At 71.0% G+C, this 21,300-nt stretch carries 16 protein-coding genes and 1 pseudogene; 3 read left to right on the forward strand and 14 right to left on the reverse strand.

The features are described from left to right. Positions 1-58 precede the first annotated feature (58 nt). From ftsH to IPK71_17605, 4 genes and pseudogenes are all read right to left on the reverse strand, one after another. Positions 59-1,640: pseudogene (ftsH, locus tag IPK71_17590) on the reverse strand (ATP-dependent zinc metalloprotease FtsH). A gap of 494 nt (positions 1,641-2,134) precedes the next feature. Beyond that, positions 2,135-3,148: a tRNA lysidine(34) synthetase TilS gene (gene tilS, locus IPK71_17595; GenBank protein ID MBK8215548.1), complete on the reverse strand. Its 1,014-nt coding sequence runs from the start codon at positions 3,146-3,148 to the stop codon at positions 2,135-2,137. Then, entirely contained in the window at positions 3,145-4,479 is a 1,335-nt protein-coding gene (locus IPK71_17600) for a class I SAM-dependent RNA methyltransferase (protein ID MBK8215549.1), read from the reverse strand. Before IPK71_17600 ends, tilS begins: the two co-directional genes overlap by 4 nt. A gap of 161 nt (positions 4,480-4,640) precedes the next feature. Continuing rightward, positions 4,641-5,423: a hypothetical protein gene (locus tag IPK71_17605; GenBank protein MBK8215550.1), complete on the reverse strand. Its 783-nt coding sequence runs from the start codon at positions 5,421-5,423 to the stop codon at positions 4,641-4,643. 303 nt (positions 5,424-5,726) lie between these two features. Between IPK71_17605 and IPK71_17610 the strand changes: the two genes are divergently transcribed. Continuing rightward, entirely contained in the window at positions 5,727-6,083 is a 357-nt protein-coding gene (locus tag IPK71_17610) for a hypothetical protein (GenBank protein MBK8215551.1), read from the forward strand. A 334-nt stretch (positions 6,084-6,417) separates the two neighbouring features. Here the strand turns inward: IPK71_17610 and IPK71_17615 are convergent, their stop codons facing one another. The 5 genes from IPK71_17615 to IPK71_17635 all read right to left on the reverse strand — a co-directional run bounded on the left by IPK71_17615 (position 6,418) and on the right by IPK71_17635 (position 13,196). Next, positions 6,418-9,432: a protein kinase gene (locus IPK71_17615; protein ID MBK8215552.1), complete on the reverse strand. Its 3,015-nt coding sequence runs from the start codon at positions 9,430-9,432 to the stop codon at positions 6,418-6,420. A gap of 31 nt (positions 9,433-9,463) precedes the next feature. Next, entirely contained in the window at positions 9,464-10,381 is a 918-nt protein-coding gene (locus IPK71_17620) for a hypothetical protein (protein MBK8215553.1), read from the reverse strand. Between the two features lie 131 nt (positions 10,382-10,512). After that, a complete protein-coding gene (locus IPK71_17625; GenBank protein ID MBK8215554.1) occupies positions 10,513-11,268 on the reverse strand; it encodes a hypothetical protein in 756 nt (251 codons plus the stop codon). After that, positions 11,265-12,353 carry a tRNA 2-thiouridine(34) synthase MnmA gene (mnmA, locus tag IPK71_17630; protein MBK8215555.1) on the reverse strand — a complete coding sequence of 363 codons (1,089 nt, stop codon included), beginning with the start codon at positions 12,351-12,353 and terminating at the stop codon, positions 11,265-11,267. Before mnmA ends, IPK71_17625 begins: the two co-directional genes overlap by 4 nt. Positions 12,354-12,467: 114 nt before the next feature. Next, on the reverse strand, positions 12,468-13,196 hold the full coding sequence (locus IPK71_17635) for a sigma-70 family RNA polymerase sigma factor (protein MBK8215556.1): 729 nt from the start codon (positions 13,194-13,196) through the stop codon (positions 12,468-12,470). A 150-nt stretch (positions 13,197-13,346) separates the two neighbouring features. Between IPK71_17635 and IPK71_17640 the strand changes: the two genes are divergently transcribed. Continuing rightward, entirely contained in the window at positions 13,347-13,979 is a 633-nt protein-coding gene (locus IPK71_17640) for a hypothetical protein (protein ID MBK8215557.1), read from the forward strand. Further along, positions 13,951-14,505 (forward strand): TlpA family protein disulfide reductase, encoded by a 555-nt coding sequence (locus tag IPK71_17645; protein ID MBK8215558.1) that lies wholly within the window; start codon positions 13,951-13,953, stop codon positions 14,503-14,505. The genes IPK71_17640 and IPK71_17645 overlap by 29 nt, the downstream gene beginning before the upstream one ends. 6 nt (positions 14,506-14,511) lie before the next feature. Here IPK71_17645 and IPK71_17650 read toward each other — a convergent pair whose 3' ends face one another. From IPK71_17650 to tsaA, 5 genes are all read right to left on the reverse strand, one after another. After that, complete coding sequence (locus IPK71_17650) at positions 14,512-15,444, reverse strand: hypothetical protein (protein MBK8215559.1); 933 nt, start codon at positions 15,442-15,444, stop codon at positions 14,512-14,514. Between the two features lie 145 nt (positions 15,445-15,589). Beyond that, positions 15,590-17,113 carry an acyl-CoA synthetase gene (locus tag IPK71_17655; protein MBK8215560.1) on the reverse strand — a complete coding sequence of 508 codons (1,524 nt, stop codon included), beginning with the start codon at positions 17,111-17,113 and terminating at the stop codon, positions 15,590-15,592. A gap of 94 nt (positions 17,114-17,207) precedes the next feature. Continuing rightward, positions 17,208-18,932 (reverse strand): hypothetical protein, encoded by a 1,725-nt coding sequence (locus IPK71_17660; GenBank protein ID MBK8215561.1) that lies wholly within the window; start codon positions 18,930-18,932, stop codon positions 17,208-17,210. A 353-nt stretch (positions 18,933-19,285) separates the two neighbouring features. Next, positions 19,286-20,431: a hypothetical protein gene (locus tag IPK71_17665; GenBank protein ID MBK8215562.1), complete on the reverse strand. Its 1,146-nt coding sequence runs from the start codon at positions 20,429-20,431 to the stop codon at positions 19,286-19,288. Positions 20,432-20,477: 46 nt separating this feature from the next. Continuing rightward, positions 20,478-21,296, reverse strand: a complete 819-nt coding sequence (gene tsaA / locus IPK71_17670) for a tRNA (N6-threonylcarbamoyladenosine(37)-N6)-methyltransferase TrmO (GenBank protein ID MBK8215563.1) — start codon at positions 21,294-21,296, stop codon at positions 20,478-20,480. Between the last annotated feature and the right edge of the window lie 4 nt (positions 21,297-21,300).

The following is a 21,300-nucleotide window of genomic DNA, read 5'->3' on the forward strand; positions in this document are numbered from 1 at the left end:
GAAAAGACGAAGGCCCCTCGTGGGAGGGGCCTCGTGGGTCGTTTCGTGGGTGCGTAGGTCAGGTGCTCGTGGCGGGCTTCGGAGGTCCGCCGAAGATGCTCGCGGCCTTGCGCTTCTCCTTCGCGGCCTTGTCCTTGTCGGCGTACGAGGGGATGACGACCTTCTCGCGCGCGGGGAGCTCGCGGCCTGCGATCACCGCGTCGAGCTCCTCGGCGTCGAGGGTCTCGCGCTCGACGAGGGCCTTCGCCATCGCCTCGACCGTGTCCTTCTTCTCGACGAGGATGGCGTGCGCGCGGTCGTACTGCACCTGGACGATGCGCCGAACCTCGCGGTCGATCTCCTCGGCGGTCTGCTCGGAGTAGTCTTGGCTGCGCTGGGTGTAGTCGCGCCCCAAGAAGACCGACTCTTCGTTGCTGCCGTAGGTGAGCGGCCCGAGCTTCTCGCTCATGCCCCACTCGCACACCATCGCGCGCGCGATGCGGCTCACGTGCTTGATGTCGCTCCCGGCGCCCGTCGTGAGGCGCCCGAAGAACACCTCTTCGGCGATGCGTCCGCCGAGCGCGCTCGCGATCTGGGCCTCGGCCTGCTCGCGCGAGAGCGAGAGCTTGTCCTGCTTGGGGAGGTAGAAGGTCACGCCGAGCGCGGGGCCGCGCGGGATGATGGTGACCTTGTGGACCGGGTCGTGGTGGGGGATCGACAGCGCGACGAGCGCGTGGCCGGCCTCGTGGATGGCCGTGTTCCACTTCTCTTCGTCGCTGATCACCATCGAGCGGCGCTCGGTCCCCATGAAGACCTTGTCCTTCGCCATCTCGAAGTCGATCATCGACACCGCGTCCTTGTCTTGGCGGGCGGCGAGGAGGGCGGCCTCGTTGACGAGGTTCTCGAGGTCGGCGCCGCTCATGCCGGGCGTGCCGCGCGCGATGACCTCGAGCTCGACGTCGGGCGCGAGCGGGGTCTTCTTGGCGTGCACGCGGAGGATGGCCTCGCGGCCACGTACGTCGGGGCGAGACACCGTGATGCGGCGGTCGAAGCGGCCGGGGCGGAGGATGGCCGGGTCGAGCACGTCGGGGCGGTTCGTCGCGGCGATGATGATGACGCCGTCGTTCGCCTCGAAGCCGTCCATCTCGACGAGGAGCTGGTTCAAGGTCTGCTCGCGCTCGTCGTGACCGCCGCCGAGGCCCGCGCCGCGGTGGCGACCGACGGCGTCGATCTCGTCGATGAAGATGATGCAGCGGTGCATGTTTTTTGCCCTGCTCGAAGAGGTCGCGCACGCGGCTCGCGCCGACGCCGACGAACATCTCCACGAAGTCGGAGCCCGAGATGCTGAAGAAGGGCACCCCGGCCTCGCCGGCGATGGCGCGCGCGAGCAGCGTCTTGCCCGTGCCGGGTGGGCCGATCATGAGCACCCCCTTCGGGATGCGGCCGCCGAGGCGCTGGAACTTCTTGGGATCCTTGAGGAACGCGATGATCTCTTCGACCTCGTCCTTGGCCTCGTCGGCCCCGGCGACGTCGGCGAAGGTCACCTTGTTCTGCGAGTCGGAGAGCATGCGCGCCTTGCTCTTGCCGAAGCTCATCGCCTTACCGCCGCCCGCCTGGAGCTGGCGCATGAAGACGAAGAACATGAGCACGATGAGCACCATCGGGATGAGCGTCACGAGGCCGCTCGACCAGAAGGGCGAGGTGTCTTCCTTCTCGAAGAAGATCTTCGGTGCGGGCTGGTCTTTCGAGTCCGGGCGGAGCTGGGCGAGGAGCGCCTCGTCGGCTTGGGGGCCGGTGGTCGACTTTTGGGCCGCGCGCGGGTCGCCCTCGGACAGCGTGTAGAGGTACTCGCGGTCCTTGATGTGGATGTCCTTCACCTTGCCGGCGTGGACCTCGGAGACGAACTCGCTGAAGGCGACGGCCGTCTTCTTCTCGGTGTTCCCCAAGAACTGCCAAATGGCGAGGAACATGAAGATGAGTACGACCCAGAGAAGAAGCGTCTTGTGCGATTGCTTCACGTGTGACCTCGGCCCTCGGCGAACGCGAGGGGGGAGCAGAGGTGCCGACCGGCGGACGGGCGGCTCGAGACGAAGGGAACGAGACTTCTAGCTTACTATGGCTCCCGAAGGCCCGAGGCACGAGTTTCGGGAGGTCTTTACGGGCCTTTACGAGGAGGCCGAGTGGGCGGGGGGGCGGCGGAGGAGGCGGTTACGGGGGGCGTGCGCTCCCGAGAGGGAGGTGTGTCCGAGGGCCCAGGAAGGATCACGACGCGGCCCGCAGGACGATCATAGGTCGCGAAGTGCCCGTTGGGGAGCGCTACGGCCATTTTTCGTGGCCCGCTGGGGCCGAGGCGGTCGAGCTCGGCCCTCGCGCGGCGCCCCGCGCCCGCGGGGGACGGCGTGAGCACCCCGTCGCGGCGGAGGGCGACGAGCTCGTCGCACACCGCTGTCACGTGCTCGACGAGCCGCGGGTCGAGCGCGAGCAGCTGCGGCACCACCTCCGCGCGGACCTTGGCGCGGAGGTAGCGTGGGTCGAGGTTGGACGGGTCGCTCGCGTAGGTAAGGCCATGTCGGGTAATGTGCGTCATGATGTCGGCCTTCCGCGCGCGGACGAGCGGCCTCACGAGGTGGCCCTCACGTGGCGGGAGCACGGCGAGGCCGTAGAGCCCAGCGCCTCGGGCGAGCCTCATGAGGAACGTCTCGGCGCGGTCGTCGGCGTGGTGCGCGGTCGCGACCAAGGTCGCGCCCGCGCGCCCCGCCGACGCCTCGTGGGCCGCCTCGAGCAGCGCCGCGTGCCGAGCCTCCCGCGCGCGCGCGTGGAGGTTCGGCCCGGGGCGCACCGCGACGCGCTTCGTGACCCACGGCACCCCGTGCCGCGCCGCGAGCTCCGCGCCGAGGCGGAGCTCCGCCTCCGCCTCGGCGCGGAGCCCGTGGTCCACGCCGCACGCGACGAGCGCGAGCCGCACCCCGTCGCGCTCGCGCGCGGCCACGCGCGCGAGCGCGTCGAGGAGCGCGATGGAGTCGGGGCCGCCGCTGACGCCGACGAGAAGCGTGCATCCTGCACGCTTCTCGTCGGGCGTGAGGGTGGCGAGGAGCTCACGACGCGCGAGCGTCGTGAGCGACGGGGCGTGGGAGCCGCGGGGGCCGCGGGGGCCGCGAGCGCGGCTCACGAGCCGCGCTCACGGGCGCGGAGGACGGCGAGGGTCTCGACGTGGCTCGTCTCGGGGAACATCTCGAACACGGTGAGCGACACGAGCTCGAAGCGCGCGTCGAGGATCCCGAGATCGCGGCCGAGGGTCGGCGGATCGCAGGAGACCATGACGACCCCCGTGACCTTCGAGCGCGCGAGGCGCTCGCACACCGCGCGCGCGCCCGCGCGCGGTGGGTCGAGCACCACGACCCGCGTCCCGTCGGGGATGGGCGCGTCGTCCGCGTTCGCGTGGACCACGCGAACGCGGCCCCCGAGCCCCCGCCCCCCGAGGTTCGTCCGCATCGCGTCGCACGCATCCTCGGACGCCTCGATCGCGACCATCGGCGCGTCCGGGAGCGCCGCCGCGAGGGCGACGGTGAGGTTCCCCGACCCGGCGTAGAGCTCGAGCACCGACTTCCCCTTCGTCGACGCCGCGAAGAGGCGCGCCGCCGCAGCGCCGACCGCGTTCGCGAGCGCCGCGTTCGTCTCGCCGTTGGCCTGCGCGAAACCTCCCGCGGGAAAGACGAGGTCCTTCCCGTCGGCGCCGAGCGTCGTCGGACGGACGTGCCCGACCTTCGCGCCGTCGAACGAGATGCCAGCGAGCCTCCCGTCGCGCACGGCCGCCTCGGCGCGCGCGAACACCGCGCCTGGCAGCGGCTCTCCCCGGAACGTGACCACGACCGTTGGGCGTGGGGCGCCGTCGGGCCCACGGCCCATCGCGAGGTGGGCCTCCCCCTCGCCGGACGCGCCGTCCAGAATGTCGACGAGCAGGTCACGTACGCGGTCGAGGGCGGGATCGAGCACGACGCACGACGCGATGCGAAGGGTCGTGTGGGTGCCGCGGGCGAACATGCCGACGACGGGGCGCCTCCCGCGTCGTGCGTCGATGTGCACACGCGCTCGCTCGCGCGCGCCGAGGGCGCGGCCCGTGGGGTGACGCTCGATCGCCGCGTCGCGGAGCCCTGCCGGCAAGCTCGCCCGCACGATGGCGACGTGCGCGTCGCCTTGGGCCTCGGCCCGGAGGTGCATGAAGTCACAGGCCCCGCAGGCGTCGAGGTGCGCGCACGGGATCTCGCCCGCCGGGCGCCGATCCGCCGATGGCGCCGTGATCTCGAGCACCCTCGCGCGAGCCGGCCGCGAGCCGAACGACACCTCCGCGAGCAAGCGATCGCCCTTCGCCGCGTGGGGCACGAACACGGCGCGCCGCTCCCCTCCGTGCTCCACGTGCGCCACCCCGAACCCCCCAGGGGCGATGCTCGTGACCTCGAGGGACGCCGTGACAGGCCGGCCGGGGGACTTGGGGCGGGACATCCCCGCACCCTACACCGACTCGGGCGCACCGCCGCGTGGCGCGCCCGCGTCCCGGCAAGGTGCGCCCGTGCGAACGCAAAAACGTGAATGAATCCTGATGTTTGTACGCGAAGGCTCCGCCCTCGTCCACGCTCCGCGGCGCCCGCGGACGGTGGCGGGGCTCAGGGAGCGCACGCGAACACGGCGTACCCACCGACGGGCTTGTTCACGTCGATCTTGGACGCGGAGCTCCACGCGACGGCGACGCGCGTGCCCGACGTGGCGATGGCGACCTTGCCGTCCTCGATCTTCGCGATCGACGGGATGCGGCTGTCGCGCAGGAACGAGACGACCCTCGGAGGATCGAACGGGGTCGGTTGCGTCGACACTCGGTCCAGCGCGGCCAGCGAGATCTCGCCTCGGCGCAGCACGGCCACGAACGCTCGGTCGCCCGAGACCGTGATGTCTCCGGCCGTCGCCTCGCCGATGCCCTCGACCGCGATCGGCGTCGCGCTCGTCACGAGGCGGCTCCCGTCGAACGCGTGCACGTCGACCGGCGCACCCTCGAACTCCGAAGGTGCGACCACCAACACACGCTTCCCGACGACGGCCATCGAGCCCCACTTGGCGTTGTTGGCGACCACGACCGAGCTCGCCGAAGTGAGCTTCGTGAGGTCCGCGAGATCGTCGCTCGTCTTCAAGCGGAGGGCCGAGTCGGACGTCGGAGGAGGAGGCGCGCTCGCGTCGCGCGAGGCGTCGGCGCCGCCGTCGCTCGGGCCCGCGTCGACGGGCGGCGGTGGGGTGCCTCCGTTCGTGCCGACGGACAGGAACGCGATCGTCTTGTCGATGGCGACCCAGGCCGCCGTGGCCGTGCCTCCGAACTTGCCACGGCGCTCGGGCGCCTCGAGGTCCGCCCCGTTGACGCCCGCGACCTCGGCCTGCCCGTTCTGCACGTACGCGAGCACCGGGGTGGCGCCCGCGCGAGCCGCGAGGGCGCGGGACGGAGACAGGCGGAGCGCGACCCCTGACCTCCGGAGCGTCCGAAGCCCGTGATGATTCCGGTCGGGTCGGTCGGAAAAATGTCGACGCCGCCGATACCTCCGCACGCGGGGTGCGACACGATCGCCGTGCCGCCTCCGGCGCCGAGCACGAGCGCCGCGCCGTCGGTCATGGAGGGTGCCGCGTCGATGCAATAGTCGCGGAGGAGGCCGCCTGCGAGGCGAGGGCTCACGAGGGGAGGAAGCGCCCCTCCGCCGCCGTCGAGCGGGATGAGCGTGAGCCTCGCGCCGCCCTCGGTGTCGACCTCGCGGTACGCGATGAGGAACCCCGTCGAGGTGGGCACGATCGCCGGCGCGGACACGTACTCGCCGCTCGTCGACAAGAGGTTCCCGAGCGGGCCGGCGCCGATGAGCGCGAGGGAGCACCCCGCGCCGATGGTCTCGTTGTCGTTCGAGGGGACGCAGCGCCCCGCCGTGCACTTCGAGGTCGTGCCGCATGCTCCGGGCGTCTGCGCGACGGGATCCATCGTGATGCGGATCTCGCTCTCCGAGCCCACGTCGACCTCGGCGCACCCGCTCGCCAGCACGCCGCAATCGTCCCGGCGCGCGATCGCGGCGAACGCGTAGAGGCCTTTTTTCAGGCTGCCGATCGCGGGAGGCGCGGCGTTGTCCTTGCGGAAGGCCACGCGGGCCGCAGCGCCGTCGAGTGGAATGCCCGACGACAGGATCGGCTTGACGGCCTGGCAGTACCCCTCGGAGAAGGCGCCGATCTCGTACCAGGTGGCCTGGTCGGCGATGCCCTTGGCGATGTCGAGCTCGAACGAGACCTCCGAGCCCCCCTTGCACGAGAGCGCGACGGCCAGGGCGAACGCCACCCCGAGCGCCCGAGCTCGCCGCGGGGTCGGTCGTCCGCGACGATCGCCGGGCGCCAGATGACCCGCGTGCCTCGGCCCCGTCATGGTCACAGGCTTCCGCGAATCTCCACGGACTGGCCCGCCTTGATCGTGACCGAGCGCGTGTCTTTTTTGCCGCCAGCCGACCGAGAGACCGTGTGGTTTCCGGCCGCCACTTCTTTGCCGTACACGTTGCCGGTCCCGATGACCGCGCCGTCCAAGCGCACTTCTTCGCACTTGGGCATACATACGACGGTCAGCGTGCCGGGGCCCGCCGCGGGCTTCGCGGTCCCGAGGGGAGTGGGCCCAGGACCCGGCACCGGGGTCGGGGAAGGCGCCGTCGGCTTCGTGGTCGCGACCGCGGTCGGGGCCTGCGTGGGAGCAGCGGTCGGGGCCTGCGTGGGAGCGGCGGTCGGGGCCTGCGTGGGAGCGGCCGTGGGGGCAGCCGTCGGGGCCTCGGTGGCGACGGGAGCCGTGTCGGGGGGCGGCGCGACGGTCGCGACCGTCGCCGCGACCGTCTCCACGACGGTGGGCGTTGGCTGCGGGACGACGACGACGGAAGCCGCGGGCTCGGCCGACACCGACGCGCTGGGCGCGGGTTTCCCGTCGGCGGCCGTTCCCCTCGACATGACCATGAGCACGGCGGCGACGATGGCGAGCACGACGGCGCAGGAGATCGCCGCGATGACCCACATCGGCGCCCTCTTGGGCTGCGCGCTCATCGAGACGCTGTTCACCCCGACCGCCGACTGCGACAGGTTGAGGTCCCTCATCGCAGGCATCGTCGGGGCCATGCGAGAGGGATTTCCAGGTCCCATCATCGCGTTCGGGCCCTGGGCGCCCATGTCCATCCCCGGGTTGCCTTGCGGCTGGCCGAAGTCGAACGGGCTCGGAGCCTGAGGAGGTCCGAACGGCGAGCCCATCATCGGCTGCGCGCCGCCCATGTTCGGGCCGCCCATGTTTTGGCCCATGGGGTTCTGACCCATGTTTTGGCCCATGGGGTTCTGACCCATGTTTTGGCCCATGGGGTTCTGACCCATGTTTTGACCCATGGGGTTTTGACCCATGGGGTTTTGACCCATGGGGTTTTGACCCATGCCCATCGCTCCCTGCGGCCCGCCGGCAGGTTGGAAGTCGAAGGGGTTCGTCGCCGTCGTGATGGGCGGCTGAGGCGCGGGCATCGGCACCTGCGGCTGCAGGGCGGTCGCCATGAAGGCAGGGTTGGCCGACGCTCCGAGGGCCATCGTCGAGCCCCCGAAGAGCGCCGTGCTCGGCGGAATGCCAGGCGCGCCCGCTCCGCCAGGGAGGGGCGGCGGGGGCTTCGTCGCCGGACCCTCCGCAGGTGCGCCCGGGGGAGCGAAGCCGCCCACGGACGTCGCCTTGGAGACGTTCGGTGCGCTCGGCGCCGCCGCGGGCATGCCGGCCGCGGGTAGGGGGGGGCTTGGGAACGCTGGCCCCGAGGCCGCCGCGGCCGCGGCCGCGCCGCCGCCCATCTGCACGATGGTGGCGTCCTCTTGGTCTTCGAACGGGTCCTCGTCGAGCACGGGGATCGACGGAGACGGTGGGCGCGGGGGTGAAGGCTGCGCAGCGGCGACCGGCCTCGGAGGAGCGGGAGCAGGCGCGGGCGCGGGATCGCGCGGCGCGACGGCCATCATGGTCGGTCCGTCCTCGCCGGGGCCGGACGCGGGGGCGTCGTCCACGTCGGCTTGGATGGTGGGACCGTCAGCGTCGGCGGGGTGGACGTCGTGCACGATTTGAGCTTGAGCGGGTGGCTTAGGCGCCATGGAAGGGCGGGGCGGCTGGGCGGCAGCCGAGGGTCGCGGCGGGCTAGGGGCTGGCGAGCTGTGCTGGGCGTGGCTGCTCCTGCCCGAGCCGATGTCGACCGGGCGCGGAGCCGCAGGTGCGCCAGCTGCCGGGAGCGGTTTCGCCGGCACGTTGCGGTTCTTGACGTCGGAGCCCTCTTGGGACCGACCGATGGCTTTGGGGACGGCGTCGAGGGGAGGTGAGCCGTCGACGTTCACCGTCTGCGTGACCTCGGAGGCCCACTTGAGGTGCTCGTCACGCTTCTTCATGCGGTCTTGGAAGAGCGCGCCCACGTACTGCGCGACCTCGTCGCTGGCGATGAACAAACCGCGCCGCATGAGGAGCTGCTGGAGGCTGCGGGACAGCTCTTTCGCCGTCTTGAAGCGCTCGTTGCGGTCCTTCGCGAGGGCCTTCATCACGATCTTCTCGAGGTCGATCGGGTACCCGCGAATGAGCGCGCTCGGGCGCGGCACGTCGCACTCTTGCACCTTGGCGAGCGTGTCGAGGTCGCTGTCCATGCGGAAGAGGCGCCGCCCGGTCGTGAGCTCCCAGAGCACGACGCCGAGCGCGAACACGTCCGTGCGGCGGTCGAGCTGCTCGCCGTGGACCTGCTCGGGCGACATGTACGCGAGCTTGCCCTTGAGCGTTCCGGCCTTCGTGTGCGCAGCCCGCGAGCTGAACTTCGCGATGCCGAAGTCGAGCACCTTGGTGATGCCGTCGTAGGTGACGAAGAGGTTGTGCGGCGTCACGTCGCGGTGCACGAGGTTGAGCTGCTCGCCGTTCTTCCCGGTGAGGTCGTGCGCGGCGTGCAGGCCCTCGGCGGCGTCGGCGATCACGCGGCACGCGATCTCGGGGGGCATCGCCGTGCCCACCTCCTCGGTGCGCCGCATGATCTCGCGGAGCGGCTCGCCGTGGAGGTATTCCATGGCGATCCAGTAGGTGTCCTCGGTCTTGCCGAGGTCGAACACCTGCGCCACGTTCGGGTGCGAGATCCGCGCGGCGACCTGCGCTTCGTCCAAGAACATCTGGATGAAGGAGTCGTCCTCGATGAGGTGCGAGTGGATCTTCTTGATGGCGGCCCATCGCTGGAAACCGCCCGGGCCGTCCATGCGCGCGAGGTGCACGCTGGCCATGCCGCCGATGCCGATCTCGTCGACGACGCGGTAGCGCCCGAGGAAGTACGTGCCGCCCTCGCTGCCGCTCATCGCCTGGCCCCCATGCGAAGCGCTCGCGCCGCTCCGCGCGAAAGAGTCTTGGCGTTGTGCACGGTCTTGAGCCACGGAGTTCTCCTCGAGAGCTTAGCAGGCGACTTCATCGCGCACGCACGGAAACTGCACCCACGGTGACGTCGTCGCCAGGGCGGGTCAGGATGAAGACCGTGGCACCTGCGCCGGCGAGGAGCGCTCCTCCCACAATGTAGGTCCAGGGGGAGCTGAAGAACCCGCCGCCCTCCTTTTTCTGGGGCGCGGGCTTGGCCGGCGTGCCCTCGGGGCCTTTGGCGACGACCACGGGTTTGGTCCCCGTGACCTCGACGCGGCTCTCGGCCGACGCGAGGCGGTTGTCGTGGCTGTCGAGCGCGTCGACCCGCACGACGAGCGTGCCACCGGGAACGACGGATTCGGCGGGGACCTCGAACTCCACCACGGGGGCCGGCTTCGCGGAGAGGTAAAGCTCCTTTCCCGACCCGTCTTTGGTGGAGAGGCCGAGGCGCGTGAGCACCCGCGAGTGGGTATCGTCGATCTTGGCGCGCACGCGGAAGGCCTTTCCGCCCTTCACGCTCGAAGGCGCCGAGAGGCCGAGGACGAGCGTGCCGACCGCGGACATCTCTTTTTTCGCGATGGTGGCGAGGGTCTCGGCCTTCGGTCCACCTTCGCTCGGCACCGAGAAGGCGTTGTCGATGACGGCCGCCGCCTTGTACGCGGCGAGCGCCTGCTCCTTGCGGCCGAGGAGCAACCTGGCCGTACCGAGCCGCACGTAGGCCTCGAGCACCTCGTCCGGGGCGAGGCCTCCCTTGGCGATCGCCTCGCGGTAGAACACCTCGGCTCCCCCCATATCCCCGGCGGACCATGCCGCTTTTCCCTTCTTTTCGGCGGGGACGCCGGCGGGCTTCGGGGGCTCCGAGACCGTGGGGGCGTCGGCCGTGGGGGGGCTGTCTCCGTCGGCCCACGCGGGTGCGGCCGCCGCCAAGAAGCCGACGGCGCAGGCGATTCCGACGACTCTGCGGGCCACGTGCACGCCCTAACGGTATCGGCCTCACCCTCGCTTCGCAAGGTTCAGGAGGCGGGGACCTCCGCTCGGCCCGGGCAGGTCCCCGACCTCGACCCACCACGAGGACCTCGCGGCTCCTCGCGAGGGGCACGTCACGGGAAGGGCTGGGACGGGCGCGACCTTCGGAAGAGGAAGTCGAACGTACCGCGCAGGTGGCCCCGGCATCGCGGGGGGGCGAGGGTCGCCCCGTTCACCTCGCGCGGGTCGGCGAGGTAGATGTCGAAGCAGCCCCGGGTGCGCCTCGGCTCGGAGTCGAGCGTCGCCGTGTCGCCCGCGAAGATCGAGTGGAAGACGATGCGGCTCTTCCCGTCGCCGCGCGGGTCGGTGGAGAACGGCGGGGTTTCGCACGCCGGATCGATCGTCGCGCCCTCGGGGCGGGTCACGTCGCACGCGGCGCCGGCCCCGTCGAACGACACCTCCCTCACGGCGTGCAGGGTGACGGGCTGCGTCTTGCAAGTGCGCAAAAGGTATAGGGAAAGGTGAACGTTGCCCGGGTCGTCGGTCGGGGAGATGGGCACGCCGGGTGCGGTCACCTCGGGGGGGAGGGTGACCACGAGCGGGCGATCGAGGGAGGACTTCACCTTCTCGATGTCCTCGACCACCATCAAGGCGCCGTCGCTGTAGGCCTGGTTGTCGCTGCTCTGCTGGATGCGGAACATGACCTGCGACCGGTAGGCGATGGTGCCGAAGAAGTCGGGAGCGAGGTCGAAGGGGCCCGTGAGGCAGGGCGGGGAATCGAGTGAGCCGTAGAGCGAGCCCTCGCCCTCGGGGCTCGTGCAGGCGGGGACGAGCGCCACCCCGAGCGCCAGAGCGAGAGACGCGAGAATCGGTGTGCGCCTCGAGGTCATGGGGCGACCTCGGCGCCGACGCGCACGATGCGGCCGCCCCCGAGGACGGCGTCACCCTCGTAGAAGACGGCGATTTGCCCACGAACGGCCGCTCTCACGGGCTCGTCGAGCACGACACGTGCGCGGCGTTCTCCCGGCGGGCCGAGCGGGAGCACGTGCCCGAAGGCGCCTTCGTGGCGGTAGCGAATCCGCACGCGCGCCCGGGAAGGGAGCGTCGCGCCCTCGGCGAGGTGGACGTCCTCGAGGTCGACCTCACGCGCGAGCAGGTCGCCCGCGTCCCCGAGGGTCACCGTCCCGGTCGACGGATCGATGCGCGACACGAAGGCGGGTTTGCCCACGGCCACCCCGAGGCCGCGCCGCTGCCCCACCGTGTACCTGTGCACACCTTCGTGCCGACCGACCACCCGGCCGTCGGCGTCGACGATGGGGCCGGGGCGGATGCGAGCCTTGTCGGCGCGCTCTTCGACGAGCCCCACGTAGGCGTGATCGCCCTGGCCGACGAAGCAGAGCTCTTGGCTCTCGCCCTTCGTGGCGCCGGGCAGGTCGCGCGCGACGGCCTCGGCGCGCACCTCGGGCTTGTGGCTCTCGCCCAGAGGAAAGAGCATCTTTTCGACGAGCGAGTGGGGCGTTGCGTAGAGGAAGTAGCTCTGGTCTTTGCGCGCGTCCTTGGCTTCGAGGATGCGGGCGTGCCCTTGGGCCGAGCGGCCCGCCCTCGCGTAGTGTCCGGTGGCGATGCGCGTCGCGCCGAGACGACGGGCGATGCCCTCGAGCTCGCCCAGCTTGACGGTGCGGTTGCACGCCGTGCACGGGCTCGGCGTCTCGCCCTCGAGGTAGGCTTCGACGAAGGGGTCGACGACGCGCAGACGAAAGAGCTCGCGCCGGTCGAACGTGTAGTGCGGGAACCCGAGCGCGTCGGCGGTGCGGCGCGCGTCGTACTGGTCCTCGGGGGCGCAGCACCGGCCGTGGCCCCCCTTTTCGTCGGGGGAGTCGGGGTAGTCCCACAAATGAAGTGTGACACCCACCACGTCGTACCCCTGGTCGACGAGGCGCGCCGCGGCGACGCCGGAGTCGACTCCGCCGCTCATGGCCACGATCACCCGCTCGCGCTCACCGGCCATCGAAGGTCGAAGCCTCCCCGCGAGCCCGCGCGCGTGACGCCAGGGTCCAGGCCCAGGACGCGAGCCCGCTCCCCGCGACGTTCACGGGCCGGCTCCGACTGGGCGTCGATCGAGGCGCTTCGCCAGGTCGCCGACGACCCTCGCGAGCACCCTGCAGACCCACGATTTGTGCAAGCCGAGGCGTGCCCCGATCTCCTCGAGGGTGAGGTCCTCGAAGTAGTGGAGCCGCACGATCTCGCGCTCGGTCTCCGGGCGCTCGGCGAGGGCGTCCTCGATTTTTCCGAGGAGGAGCTTCTGTTCGAGCGCGGCCGCGGGGTCCCGTTCCTCCGGGACGTGCTCGAGGTCGTCGGTGCCGCCGGTCCTCAGCATGCTCATCGCCATGGCGGTCGCGCACGCGGAGAGGCGTTCGGCGAGGGCGCGGTCGGCGTCCTCGGGGGAGAGCGGGGCCTTTCGCGCGCCATCCTCTTCGGCGGCCGCGAGGGTGATCTCTTGTGCTTTTTCGTAGGCGCGGACGCGGCTCATGCCGGCGCGCGACAGGTTGCCGGCGCGCCTCACGTGGTCGAGCATCGCTCCGCGCACGCGGTGGCTCGCGTAGGCTCGGAACGGCACCCCTGCGGTCGGATCGAAGGCGCGCGCCGCGAGGAGGAGACCCATGCGGCCCGCGCCGACGAGATCGTCGAAGTCCGCGCGAGGCGTGAGCCGTTTCGTCGAGCGCGCGAGCTTCTCGACGAGGTCGAGGTTCTCCGTGACCCGCGCGGAGACGGCGGGGTCGTTCGGAGACGGGGCGTTCGGCGGGCCTTCGGCGCTCACGGGTCCGCTTTAGCTTACCGCGCTTCGTGCCGCGGCGGACAGGATAAGGCGATGCGCCGGGCTCCGTTTGGTGCTAGCACCCCGGCCTCATGCACGGCCCAGCCGAGGTCACGGCGAAACTCGCACCCCGCGTTCGCGCGAGAGGCGCCCGTGGATAGGCCCGACCTCGAGGGCCGCTGCGGTTCGTGCGCGCGGTTCGTGCGCGTGATCGAGGACATCGACGCCTCGGGCGAGGTGAAGCGCCACGGCGAGTGCCTGCTCGCGATTTGGCCCGCCCCCCTCTACGAGACGTCGACGTGCTCCAAGTACGTCAAAAAAGGCACCTTCACGCTCGCGCCCAAGAAGCCCGAGCGCACGCCACGCGCGTCGCGAGGCGACCGCACGAAGACCCACGACCGCCCCGAGGTGGTGATTCCGGAGGAGTTGCTCGACATGGACGCCGATGAGTTTCGCAAGGTTCTTCGCCAGGTCATCCACGAGGAGCTGGTGGTCGCCCCCGTCGACCTGGGCGGACGGTGGCAAGGCGGCGAGCTCGTGCTCGTCCCGGGCAACAAAGAGACGGCCGAGAAGCGCGTCCCCCTCGAGACGTTCTTCCACAAAATCGTGATGATCCGGGACAGGCTGCGGGTGCTGGAGCAAAAGGTGAACGGCACCGCCAAGCTCACCGACGAAGAAAAAGTGCAGCTCCAGCAGTACATCACGCAGTGCTACGGAACACTCACGACCTTCAACGTGCTCTTCGCCGACAAGAACGATGGTTTCGTCGGGCAAAAAACGGACTGACGCCGGCACGGGGCGTCGCGCGCTCTTCGTCGCCGTGGCGGCGTGCTTCGTGGCGTGCGGGGGAAAAGGGCCCGAGGTCGCCCCGGTCGCGTCACGGGAAGACGCTCGTCCGTTCGTGTTCGATTCGCTCGACGAGCGCCCCGTCTCGAGCGAGGCCTTCCGCGGCAAACCCGCGGTGCTCGTCTTTCTCACCACCTGGGACGTGGCGAGCCAGGCCGAGGTCGGCATCGTCAGCCGCATGGCCCAAAGGGACGGCGACCAGGTCCGGTACGCCATCGTCGCCCTCCACGAGAAGCACGAACGCGAGCTCGTCGAGAACTACGCGCGCGCCCTCAAGGTGACGTTCCCCGTCGCCCTCGGTGACTCCGAGTCGCGTGTGGGGCGGGGCCCGCTCGGGGACGTGCACGCCATCCCGACCGTGCTCGTGCTCGACGCACGCGGTCGCATCGTCCAGAGGCACGTCGGCATCACGAAGGCCGACGTGCTCCGTCCGTCGATCGAGGCCGCCAAGCTCGACGCCCCGTGAGGCGCGCTACTTCGGCAGCACGGGCGCGGCCGTGGTCGACCCTGCGCCGAAGAACGACAGCCCCGCGGGCGCCTGCGGGATCGTGATGGTCGACAGCGTGAGCGAGCCGCCGTTCACGATGACCTGGAAGAGGTTCCCGGCGCGGTCGAACCCGTAGACGGCGCCCGCCCAGAAGGCGACGCCGAAGACCGCCGTCTTTCCGTTCAACTGTCCGAAATTCCTGAGGATTTTCCCTGTCTTAGGGTCGACCTCGACGAGGCAGTCGGCGGCGTCGCATTGGGTGTCGTTGCCGGCGCTCTTCACGGTGAGGTAGGTCGGCCCGCCGATGACCGAGACGATGTCGCCGCTCGAGATCAAGCGCGACGAGCCGGTGTCGAGCTTGCCGATCGACGAGATTTGCCCGGTCTGAGGATCGATGCGCACGTACTCGTCGTCGACGTAGCCGACGAGCGCCTCGCTGTTCGCGTCGAGCGTGCCCTTGGGGACGAACGAGAGGGAGTTCGGGAACTCCTTGTTCCCGACCGCGGCGGCGATCTTCGTGCACTTCGCGGTGGCCTTGTCGATCTTGAAGAGGCCGGTGCGGGTGGTGCCGAACATGGCCGACTTCTCGTCGAGGGCGATGTCGAGCACGGCCTCGCTGGGCTCGTTGCAGCCCGAGAACGTGCCCACGGTCTGCGCGGCCCGCGTGTCGGGATCGAGGCGGTAGAGCGTCGTGCCGGAGTGCCCGAAGACCTCGGCGGGGCCGGTGGGCGGCTTGGCATCGTCCAGGCCGGCGTCGGTGAAGACGGGCGGCTTCTCTCCGCCGTCGGCGGGGATGACGACCGCGGCGTCGGGGCCGGCGTCGTCGTCGAAGGTGGTGCGTGGGGTCGACGCACACCCCGCGGCGTAGCCGGCGCCGGCGAGCGCCAGGGCAGCGAAGGGGACGAGTCGCGAGGTCACGCGGAGCGTGTCGAACCAAGAAGAAAATGAAGACGAAGGCACGGTCTCGCTACCCTAGCACTTCGCTCGACCAGGGCGACCCACTACGAACGCCCATTTCCGTTGCCGGCATGCCTACCGTGTCGAGGGGTCGCTGGCCGTGGTTTCAGCCGGCCGCCGCGGGGCGGGTGAGCTCGGCGACCAGCGTCGGCTTGACGACCTTGCCGAGCGGGTTTCGCGGGAGGGCGTCGCGCACGAGGAACGCCTTGGGCACCTTGTAGGGCGCGAGCCGCTCTCGGCAAAAGGCGCGGAGGTCGTCTTCGGTCGGAGGGGCGTGGCCGTCTCTCACGAGCAGGCAGGCGACGACACGCTCGCCCCACGCCTCGTCGGGGAGACCCACGACGGCCGCGTCGAGCACCGACCCGTGCTCGCGGAGCACCTCCTCGATTTCGAGGGCCGAGAGCTTGTAGCCGCCGCTCTTGAGAATATCGACGCTCGTGCGCCCCAGGATGCGAAAGGCGCCCGGCGAGCCATCGGGGCCGACGTCGCGAGTCACGGTGTCGCCCGTGCGGAACCAGGGCCGCCCGCCTGCGGGGTCGTCGACGAACGCCGCGCGGGTCTCGTCGGCGCGCTGGAAGTAGCCCGCGAAGACGCTCGGGCCGCGCACGAGCAGCTCGCCTTGGGGGGCGTCTGCGAAATGCTCATCGACGATGCGCGTCTCGACGGTCTCGAGCGGGAGACCCACCGTGCCCGGGCGCCGCTCGCCGACGAGCGGGTTCGTGAGCCCTACGCCGATTTCGGTCATGCCGAATCGCTCGAGCGGGTAGGCCCCCGAGATCGTGCGGAACGCCTCTCCGAGCGTGGCCGGCAGCGCGGCGCTTCCGCTCGTGGCGAGGCGGAGCCCGCGTGCGTTTCGTTCCCATCGGGCGCGCGTCTCGAGGCTCGCGCCGTCGTAGGCCACGACGAGCCTTTGGTACATCGCGGGCACGCCCATGAAGACCGTGGCGTGCGCCATCTCGTCCCACACGGCTTTGGCCTCGAACGGGTGGAAACGCGTGCACGCTCCCGCCCCGAGCGCGGAAAACAGGGCGATCACCAGCCCGTGCATGTGGTGAAGGGGGAGCGTATGAAGGAGGATGTCGGCGGGCGAGAAGCCCCACGCACGGCCCACCGCGCTCTGCTGCGTGGAGAGGTTCTCGTGGGTGAGCACGGCCCCCTTCGGGCGGCCCGTCGTGCCGCTCGTGTAGAGCTGCAGCGCGGGGGCGCTCGGGCTCTCGGGGAGGGTGAAGGGCGCGTCGGTCGCGCCGACGGCGGACGGGCTCACCACGCGTCGCCCGGGGGTGTGTGGGCGTGCCGTGTCTTGCATGTCGTCCGAGACGAGCAGCGTGTGCACGCCAGCGTCGTCACAGAAATACGCGCGCTCTCGCTCGGGATAGAGCGGCGTCAGCACGACGCCCGTGCCGCCCGCGAGCACGACGCCCATGACCGACGCGACGAAATCGGCGCCCGGCGAGACGAGCACGGCGACGCGCTCTCCTTCGAGCGAAGCGCGCTCTCCTCGGAGCGCGGCAGCGACGCGCAGCGAGCCCTCGACCACCTCGCCGTACGTGTGATCGCCGCGGCCGTCGATGACGGCGAGGGAGGTGTCGTGTCGTCTCGAGAGCCACGCGTCGACGAGCTGGGTCGGCATGGCCTTCGTCTTTGCCACGCCCGGTCGCGCGTGCCGAGCACAAAAAAAGCGCGCCCCGCGGGGAGCGAGGCGCGCGTACGGAGAGGCTCGTAGGTCAGTTCGCCGGGTCGAGCACGTAGGCGAAATACGGCACGATCACCTCTTCGGGGGTCGCGCCACCGTCTTGGGTGCGCCCGTCCTCGTGGAGCACGAACCCGTGGTCTCCGAAGACGTAGAGGAGCGTGCGCTCCGGCGTGCGCGGGCCGAGCGGGCTCTTGCCGGAGACGAGGCCGTGCGCGTGGCGCGCGATCGAGCCCGCGAGGGTGTCGACGAGCGTCGCGACCTCGAAGGCGAGCCGGGGCCCACGGGCGAGCGGGGCGGCGCGAAACGCCGCGATGGTGTCGAGGCTGAAGAGATCCCGGGCGCCCATACGGACTCTCCGGAGCGCTCCGCGCGCGTGCCACTCGGCGTCCGGTAGCGACTCGTCCGGGCGGGGCGAGCCGAGGGCGGCGGCGCCTCGCGCGAGGGTGTCCTCTTGGCGGGCCGACGTCGTGGGGAGGGCGGCGAACAGGAGCCCCGACTCGACCTCCGCGTCCTCGGGGAGCATCCTCAGGAGCGCGTCGTGGGCCCGACGGCCGAGGTCGACGCGGAGCCCTGGAACGAGGAGGAGGCTCGTCGAGCGTGCCCCGCTCGCGCGTGCGAGCCGCGTCGCCTCTTCGAACGCGTCGAGCACCATCTTCGGGCGCTTCCCGGTGAGCGCGAACGTCGGGAACGCGTCCGAGTACGCGCGCTCGAAGTTGCGACGAAACCCCGAGTGCACGGCGGCGACGCGCGGCTCGACCTCGACGCCATGCGCGCGCGCCTCGAAGAGGATCTCTCCGAGTGGGAGATAGTGCGACAAAAAGCACGTCTTCAACACGGACAGGGGTTGGGGCCCGCGGAGGTCGGCGAGCGCCCGCGCGTGGCCGAGCGTCACGTCGCGGTCGACCGGTTCGTACGTCGGGAGCTCGACCGCGGGCTCGTCGTCCGCTTCGATCGCGCGCGCCGCTTCGGGCTCGTCGCGGAGCTCTCCCTGGTCTTGTGCCTCGAGGACGGGGGCGGGCTCGCTCACGGTGGGCGGGGCCTCGTCGTGCTCGGTGGCGGCGGCGAGCGTGTCGTCCGTCGTCGCCGCCGCGGGGGGGCTCGGGCTGGCGAGCACCTCCGCGATCGCCTTGATTTCTTCGGCCTGCGCGGGGATCGCCGGTGGCGCGGCGGGCACGGAGGGTCGGGGCGCGGGGACCGTCGCGACGAGCCTCGGGTCGAGCAGCGCGAGGAGCGGGACGGGCCTGCCGTAGGCGGGGGCGTCGGCGTCGTCGTCGTCGAGGAGGAAGACGAACGACCGCGAGCGCGTCGCGTAGGCGAGCGTCGCGAGGGTCGTCGAGTCCTCGGGGGTCAGGGCCGGCGAACGGATCGCGCGGAGCGGGTCGAGGGAGAGGACGATGCCGGACGCGCCGATCGCACGCGCGCGAAAGAGCTGATCGCCGAGTGTATCGTCGACTCCGGGGTAGGGACCCGAGGCCCCGAGCGCGAGGAGCTTTCCTTCGATCGCGTCGTCGAGGTAGGCCGCGAGGCGGCCGCGTTCGGCGCGCGTGGGGGAGGGGACCCGCACGACGAGCGCTCCTTCCCCGAGGAGCTCCACGGCCCGGCGCTCGCGGTGCTCGGCGCTCCCGAGCTCGACCTCTCCGCGCAAGCGAGGCGCCGCCCCATCGGTGTCGGGCTCGCGTGCCAGGCTCACTTCGTCGCGCCCCGGCCGCGGCTCGTCGTGCTGCGGAGCGGGCATGGAAACGTCCGTCGTGGTCATGGCGCAACGTTCCCCGACACCCCCCTCGCGGGAAAGTTTTCGGCGCGTTTTCCGGCAGAAGCGCCCCTCGCTCGCCTACGCATCTTCGGCGGAGGCATCGCGGGGCGCGTTGACGGGAAGGGGCGGCGCACTTAGGGTGAGCCTTGCTCTTCCGTGCCGTTCGCGTCGCGGCGTCATGGATCCCTTACGATCACGAACCAGGGTTACGACGGAAATGCGGTGTGCACGCCGGGCCTGCTCTCACGAGCCGGATAACTCGGAAGCCTGAAGCGTCGCCTGAGTATCCCACCTAGCCGACGGCTAGGGGTTCATGGACCGTGCGTGGGCGGTGCGGGAGGGCGCTCGATGACCCGTCACGGGCAAGGCGGCAGCGCGTCGATCCACGCGCCCAACAGCGCGACGCCGGTCGCGTCGACCTTGTGGCTCGCGATCGGCGGCATTTGCTCTTTCTCCGTAGGCTCGCGGAGGTTCGCCCGGACGAACGCGGCGCTGGCCGCTTTGTCGCCGCCCACGATGTTCTTGAGCGGCGCCGTGCCCCCCGCGGGCACCCAACGCGAGGCCGTGCAGTAGGACGTCGTGAAGAGCGAGAGGTCGGAGACGGCCGTCGGCGTCGCGCCGAGCACCTCGGATTCCTTGAGCGCGAACCGAAGCGGCACCTGCGCTGCCGCCGAGAGCGGGGCGTCGTTGTGGCAGGCCGCGCAGTTGGCGTGGAGCCACTGGATGGCGGCCGCGGCCTTCCCGGTCGCGTCCTCGGGGAACACGGCGCGCGTCTTGGCCGGCGGGCTCGTCAGCGTTCCGGCAGCGACGAGCCCTTCCAGCGTCAGCCCCTTCGCCTCGGGCATGGCGAGCGCGATCGCGTCGAGGCCGAGCAGCTGGTCCGCGCCGCCGAAATGGCAGGTGTCGCACTTCTGAGGTGTGGGGATCTCGTACCCGTCCGCCAACCTCGCACCCGCTTCGAACCGCGTGGCGCGCGTCTCGCTAGCATCCCAACGGTAGGTCGTTCGCGCCCACTTGTTCGGCGCCACCTTCGCGTAGTGGCGTGTCTCGATGCGCTTTCCGTCGACCTTGAACTCTTTCCAGGTCTTCGTGCCCACGGGCCACTTCCAGGCCGTCATGTCGGTCGTGTCGATCTTCTGGCCTGGCGGGACCATCACGAAGCGCGACTTCTCGGCGCCGTCGCTCCAGAACGGGGTGCCGGGGAAGTACGCGACGACGCCCGGCGCGAGGGCCTTCGTGGTGACGTCGGCGTAGAGCCCCGTGCACGCGAGATCGTTCGCGAGCCCGTCTTTGCCGACGCTGTCGCACGCGCCGGCCTCCGCGGCGTCCGTCGGGGGCACGAGGACGTCGGGACGCTCGGCGTCGACGGGGGGCGCGCTGTCCGCGACACTGGCGTCGACGGGGGCCTCGGGTGTGTCGCTGCACGCGGACGAAGCCGCGGCGGTGCCGGCGGCGAGGACCAGGGCGACGAGGATCGACGAGGCGAACGAGCCGGAGCGCATGCGGACACGGTAGCACGCGTCGCGCGGGAGGGAGCGTGTTCGAAGCTCAGCCGAAGCGCGCGACGAAGGTGCGGTGCACCTCGAGGTCGGGGCCACCTCGGGCGAGGTCGCGAGGGGACTGTCCGCTGCGCACGCGGAGGACGTCGATGACCCTCTCTCCTTCGCGTGGCACGAAGACGGCGCGCCACTCCTTGACCGCGAGGACCATCGTGTCCCCCTCCCGCCGGATCCTCCGGTACGCGTGCGGCTCCGGTCCGAGGCCGAGGTGCTCGCGGATGCGCCGCTCGAGCCCGAGGCCCGTCTCGGCTTCGACGAACGCGCACGCCTCACGCGCGGCGTCCGTGAGCACCACTTCGTAAGGAGCGCGGGGATCGCTCGCGCGAGCCTTGGGCGCGACGACGGTCGGCGCGTCGCCCTCAAGCCAGCCGGCCTTCGCGTCCGGGAAGGCGTCCGTGTACGCGAGGTAGGGTTTGATGTCGTAGATGGGAGTGCCGTCGAGGAGGTCGACGTCGAGCACGTGGAGGGAGGTCTTCTCGACGCGAACGAGCCGAACGACGGAGATTCCAATCGGGTTCGGGCGATGCGGCGAGCGCGTCGCGAAGACACCGCGTTTGGTCGTGCTCCGCGGCGGGAGCACCTTCAGGCTCGACGTTCGGTGCGCGCGGTCGAACCCGAAGACCACGATGAGCCTGTCGAAGCCGTCGAGGTCGGCGAGCCCATCCGCGAGGTCCGGTCGGATCTCGATCACCCCGGCGACACCCTCGGCCGCCCGCGGCTGGCGCGGGGCGTCCGCCTTCTCGGCGTAGGGCGTGCGCGCGATCCCGATAGGGCGCAGGACGAGAGCTGCGTCGACGTCGCTTGTCATCGTG

The sequence above is a fragment of the Myxococcales bacterium genome (assembly GCA_016712525.1).
GTDB lineage: Bacteria > Myxococcota_A > Polyangia > Polyangiales > Polyangiaceae > JAAFHV01.

What these genes read in the sequence shown, in the direction of transcription:
- IPK71_17600 (MBK8215549.1), bottom strand. Translation starts at nt 4,479, where the DNA reads ATGTCCCGCCCCAAGTCCCCCGGCCGGCCTGTCACGGCGTCCCTCGAG.
- IPK71_17610 (MBK8215551.1), top strand. Translation starts at nt 5,727, where the DNA reads ATGAGCGTGAGCCTCGCGCCGCCCTCGGTGTCGACCTCGCGGTACGCG.
- IPK71_17625 (MBK8215554.1), bottom strand. Translation starts at nt 11,268, where the DNA reads ATGACCTCGAGGCGCACACCGATTCTCGCGTCTCTCGCTCTGGCGCTC.
- mnmA (MBK8215555.1), bottom strand. Translation starts at nt 12,353, where the DNA reads ATGAGCGGCGGAGTCGACTCCGGCGTCGCCGCGGCGCGCCTCGTCGAC.
- IPK71_17645 (MBK8215558.1), top strand. Translation starts at nt 13,951, where the DNA reads ATGGTTTCGTCGGGCAAAAAACGGACTGACGCCGGCACGGGGCGTCGC.
- IPK71_17655 (MBK8215560.1), bottom strand. Translation starts at nt 17,113, where the DNA reads ATGCCGACCCAGCTCGTCGACGCGTGGCTCTCGAGACGACACGACACC.
- IPK71_17660 (MBK8215561.1), bottom strand. Translation starts at nt 18,932, where the DNA reads ATGACCACGACGGACGTTTCCATGCCCGCTCCGCAGCACGACGAGCCG.
- IPK71_17665 (MBK8215562.1), bottom strand. Translation starts at nt 20,431, where the DNA reads ATGCGCTCCGGCTCGTTCGCCTCGTCGATCCTCGTCGCCCTGGTCCTC.
- tsaA (MBK8215563.1), bottom strand. Translation starts at nt 21,296, where the DNA reads ATGACAAGCGACGTCGACGCAGCTCTCGTCCTGCGCCCTATCGGGATC.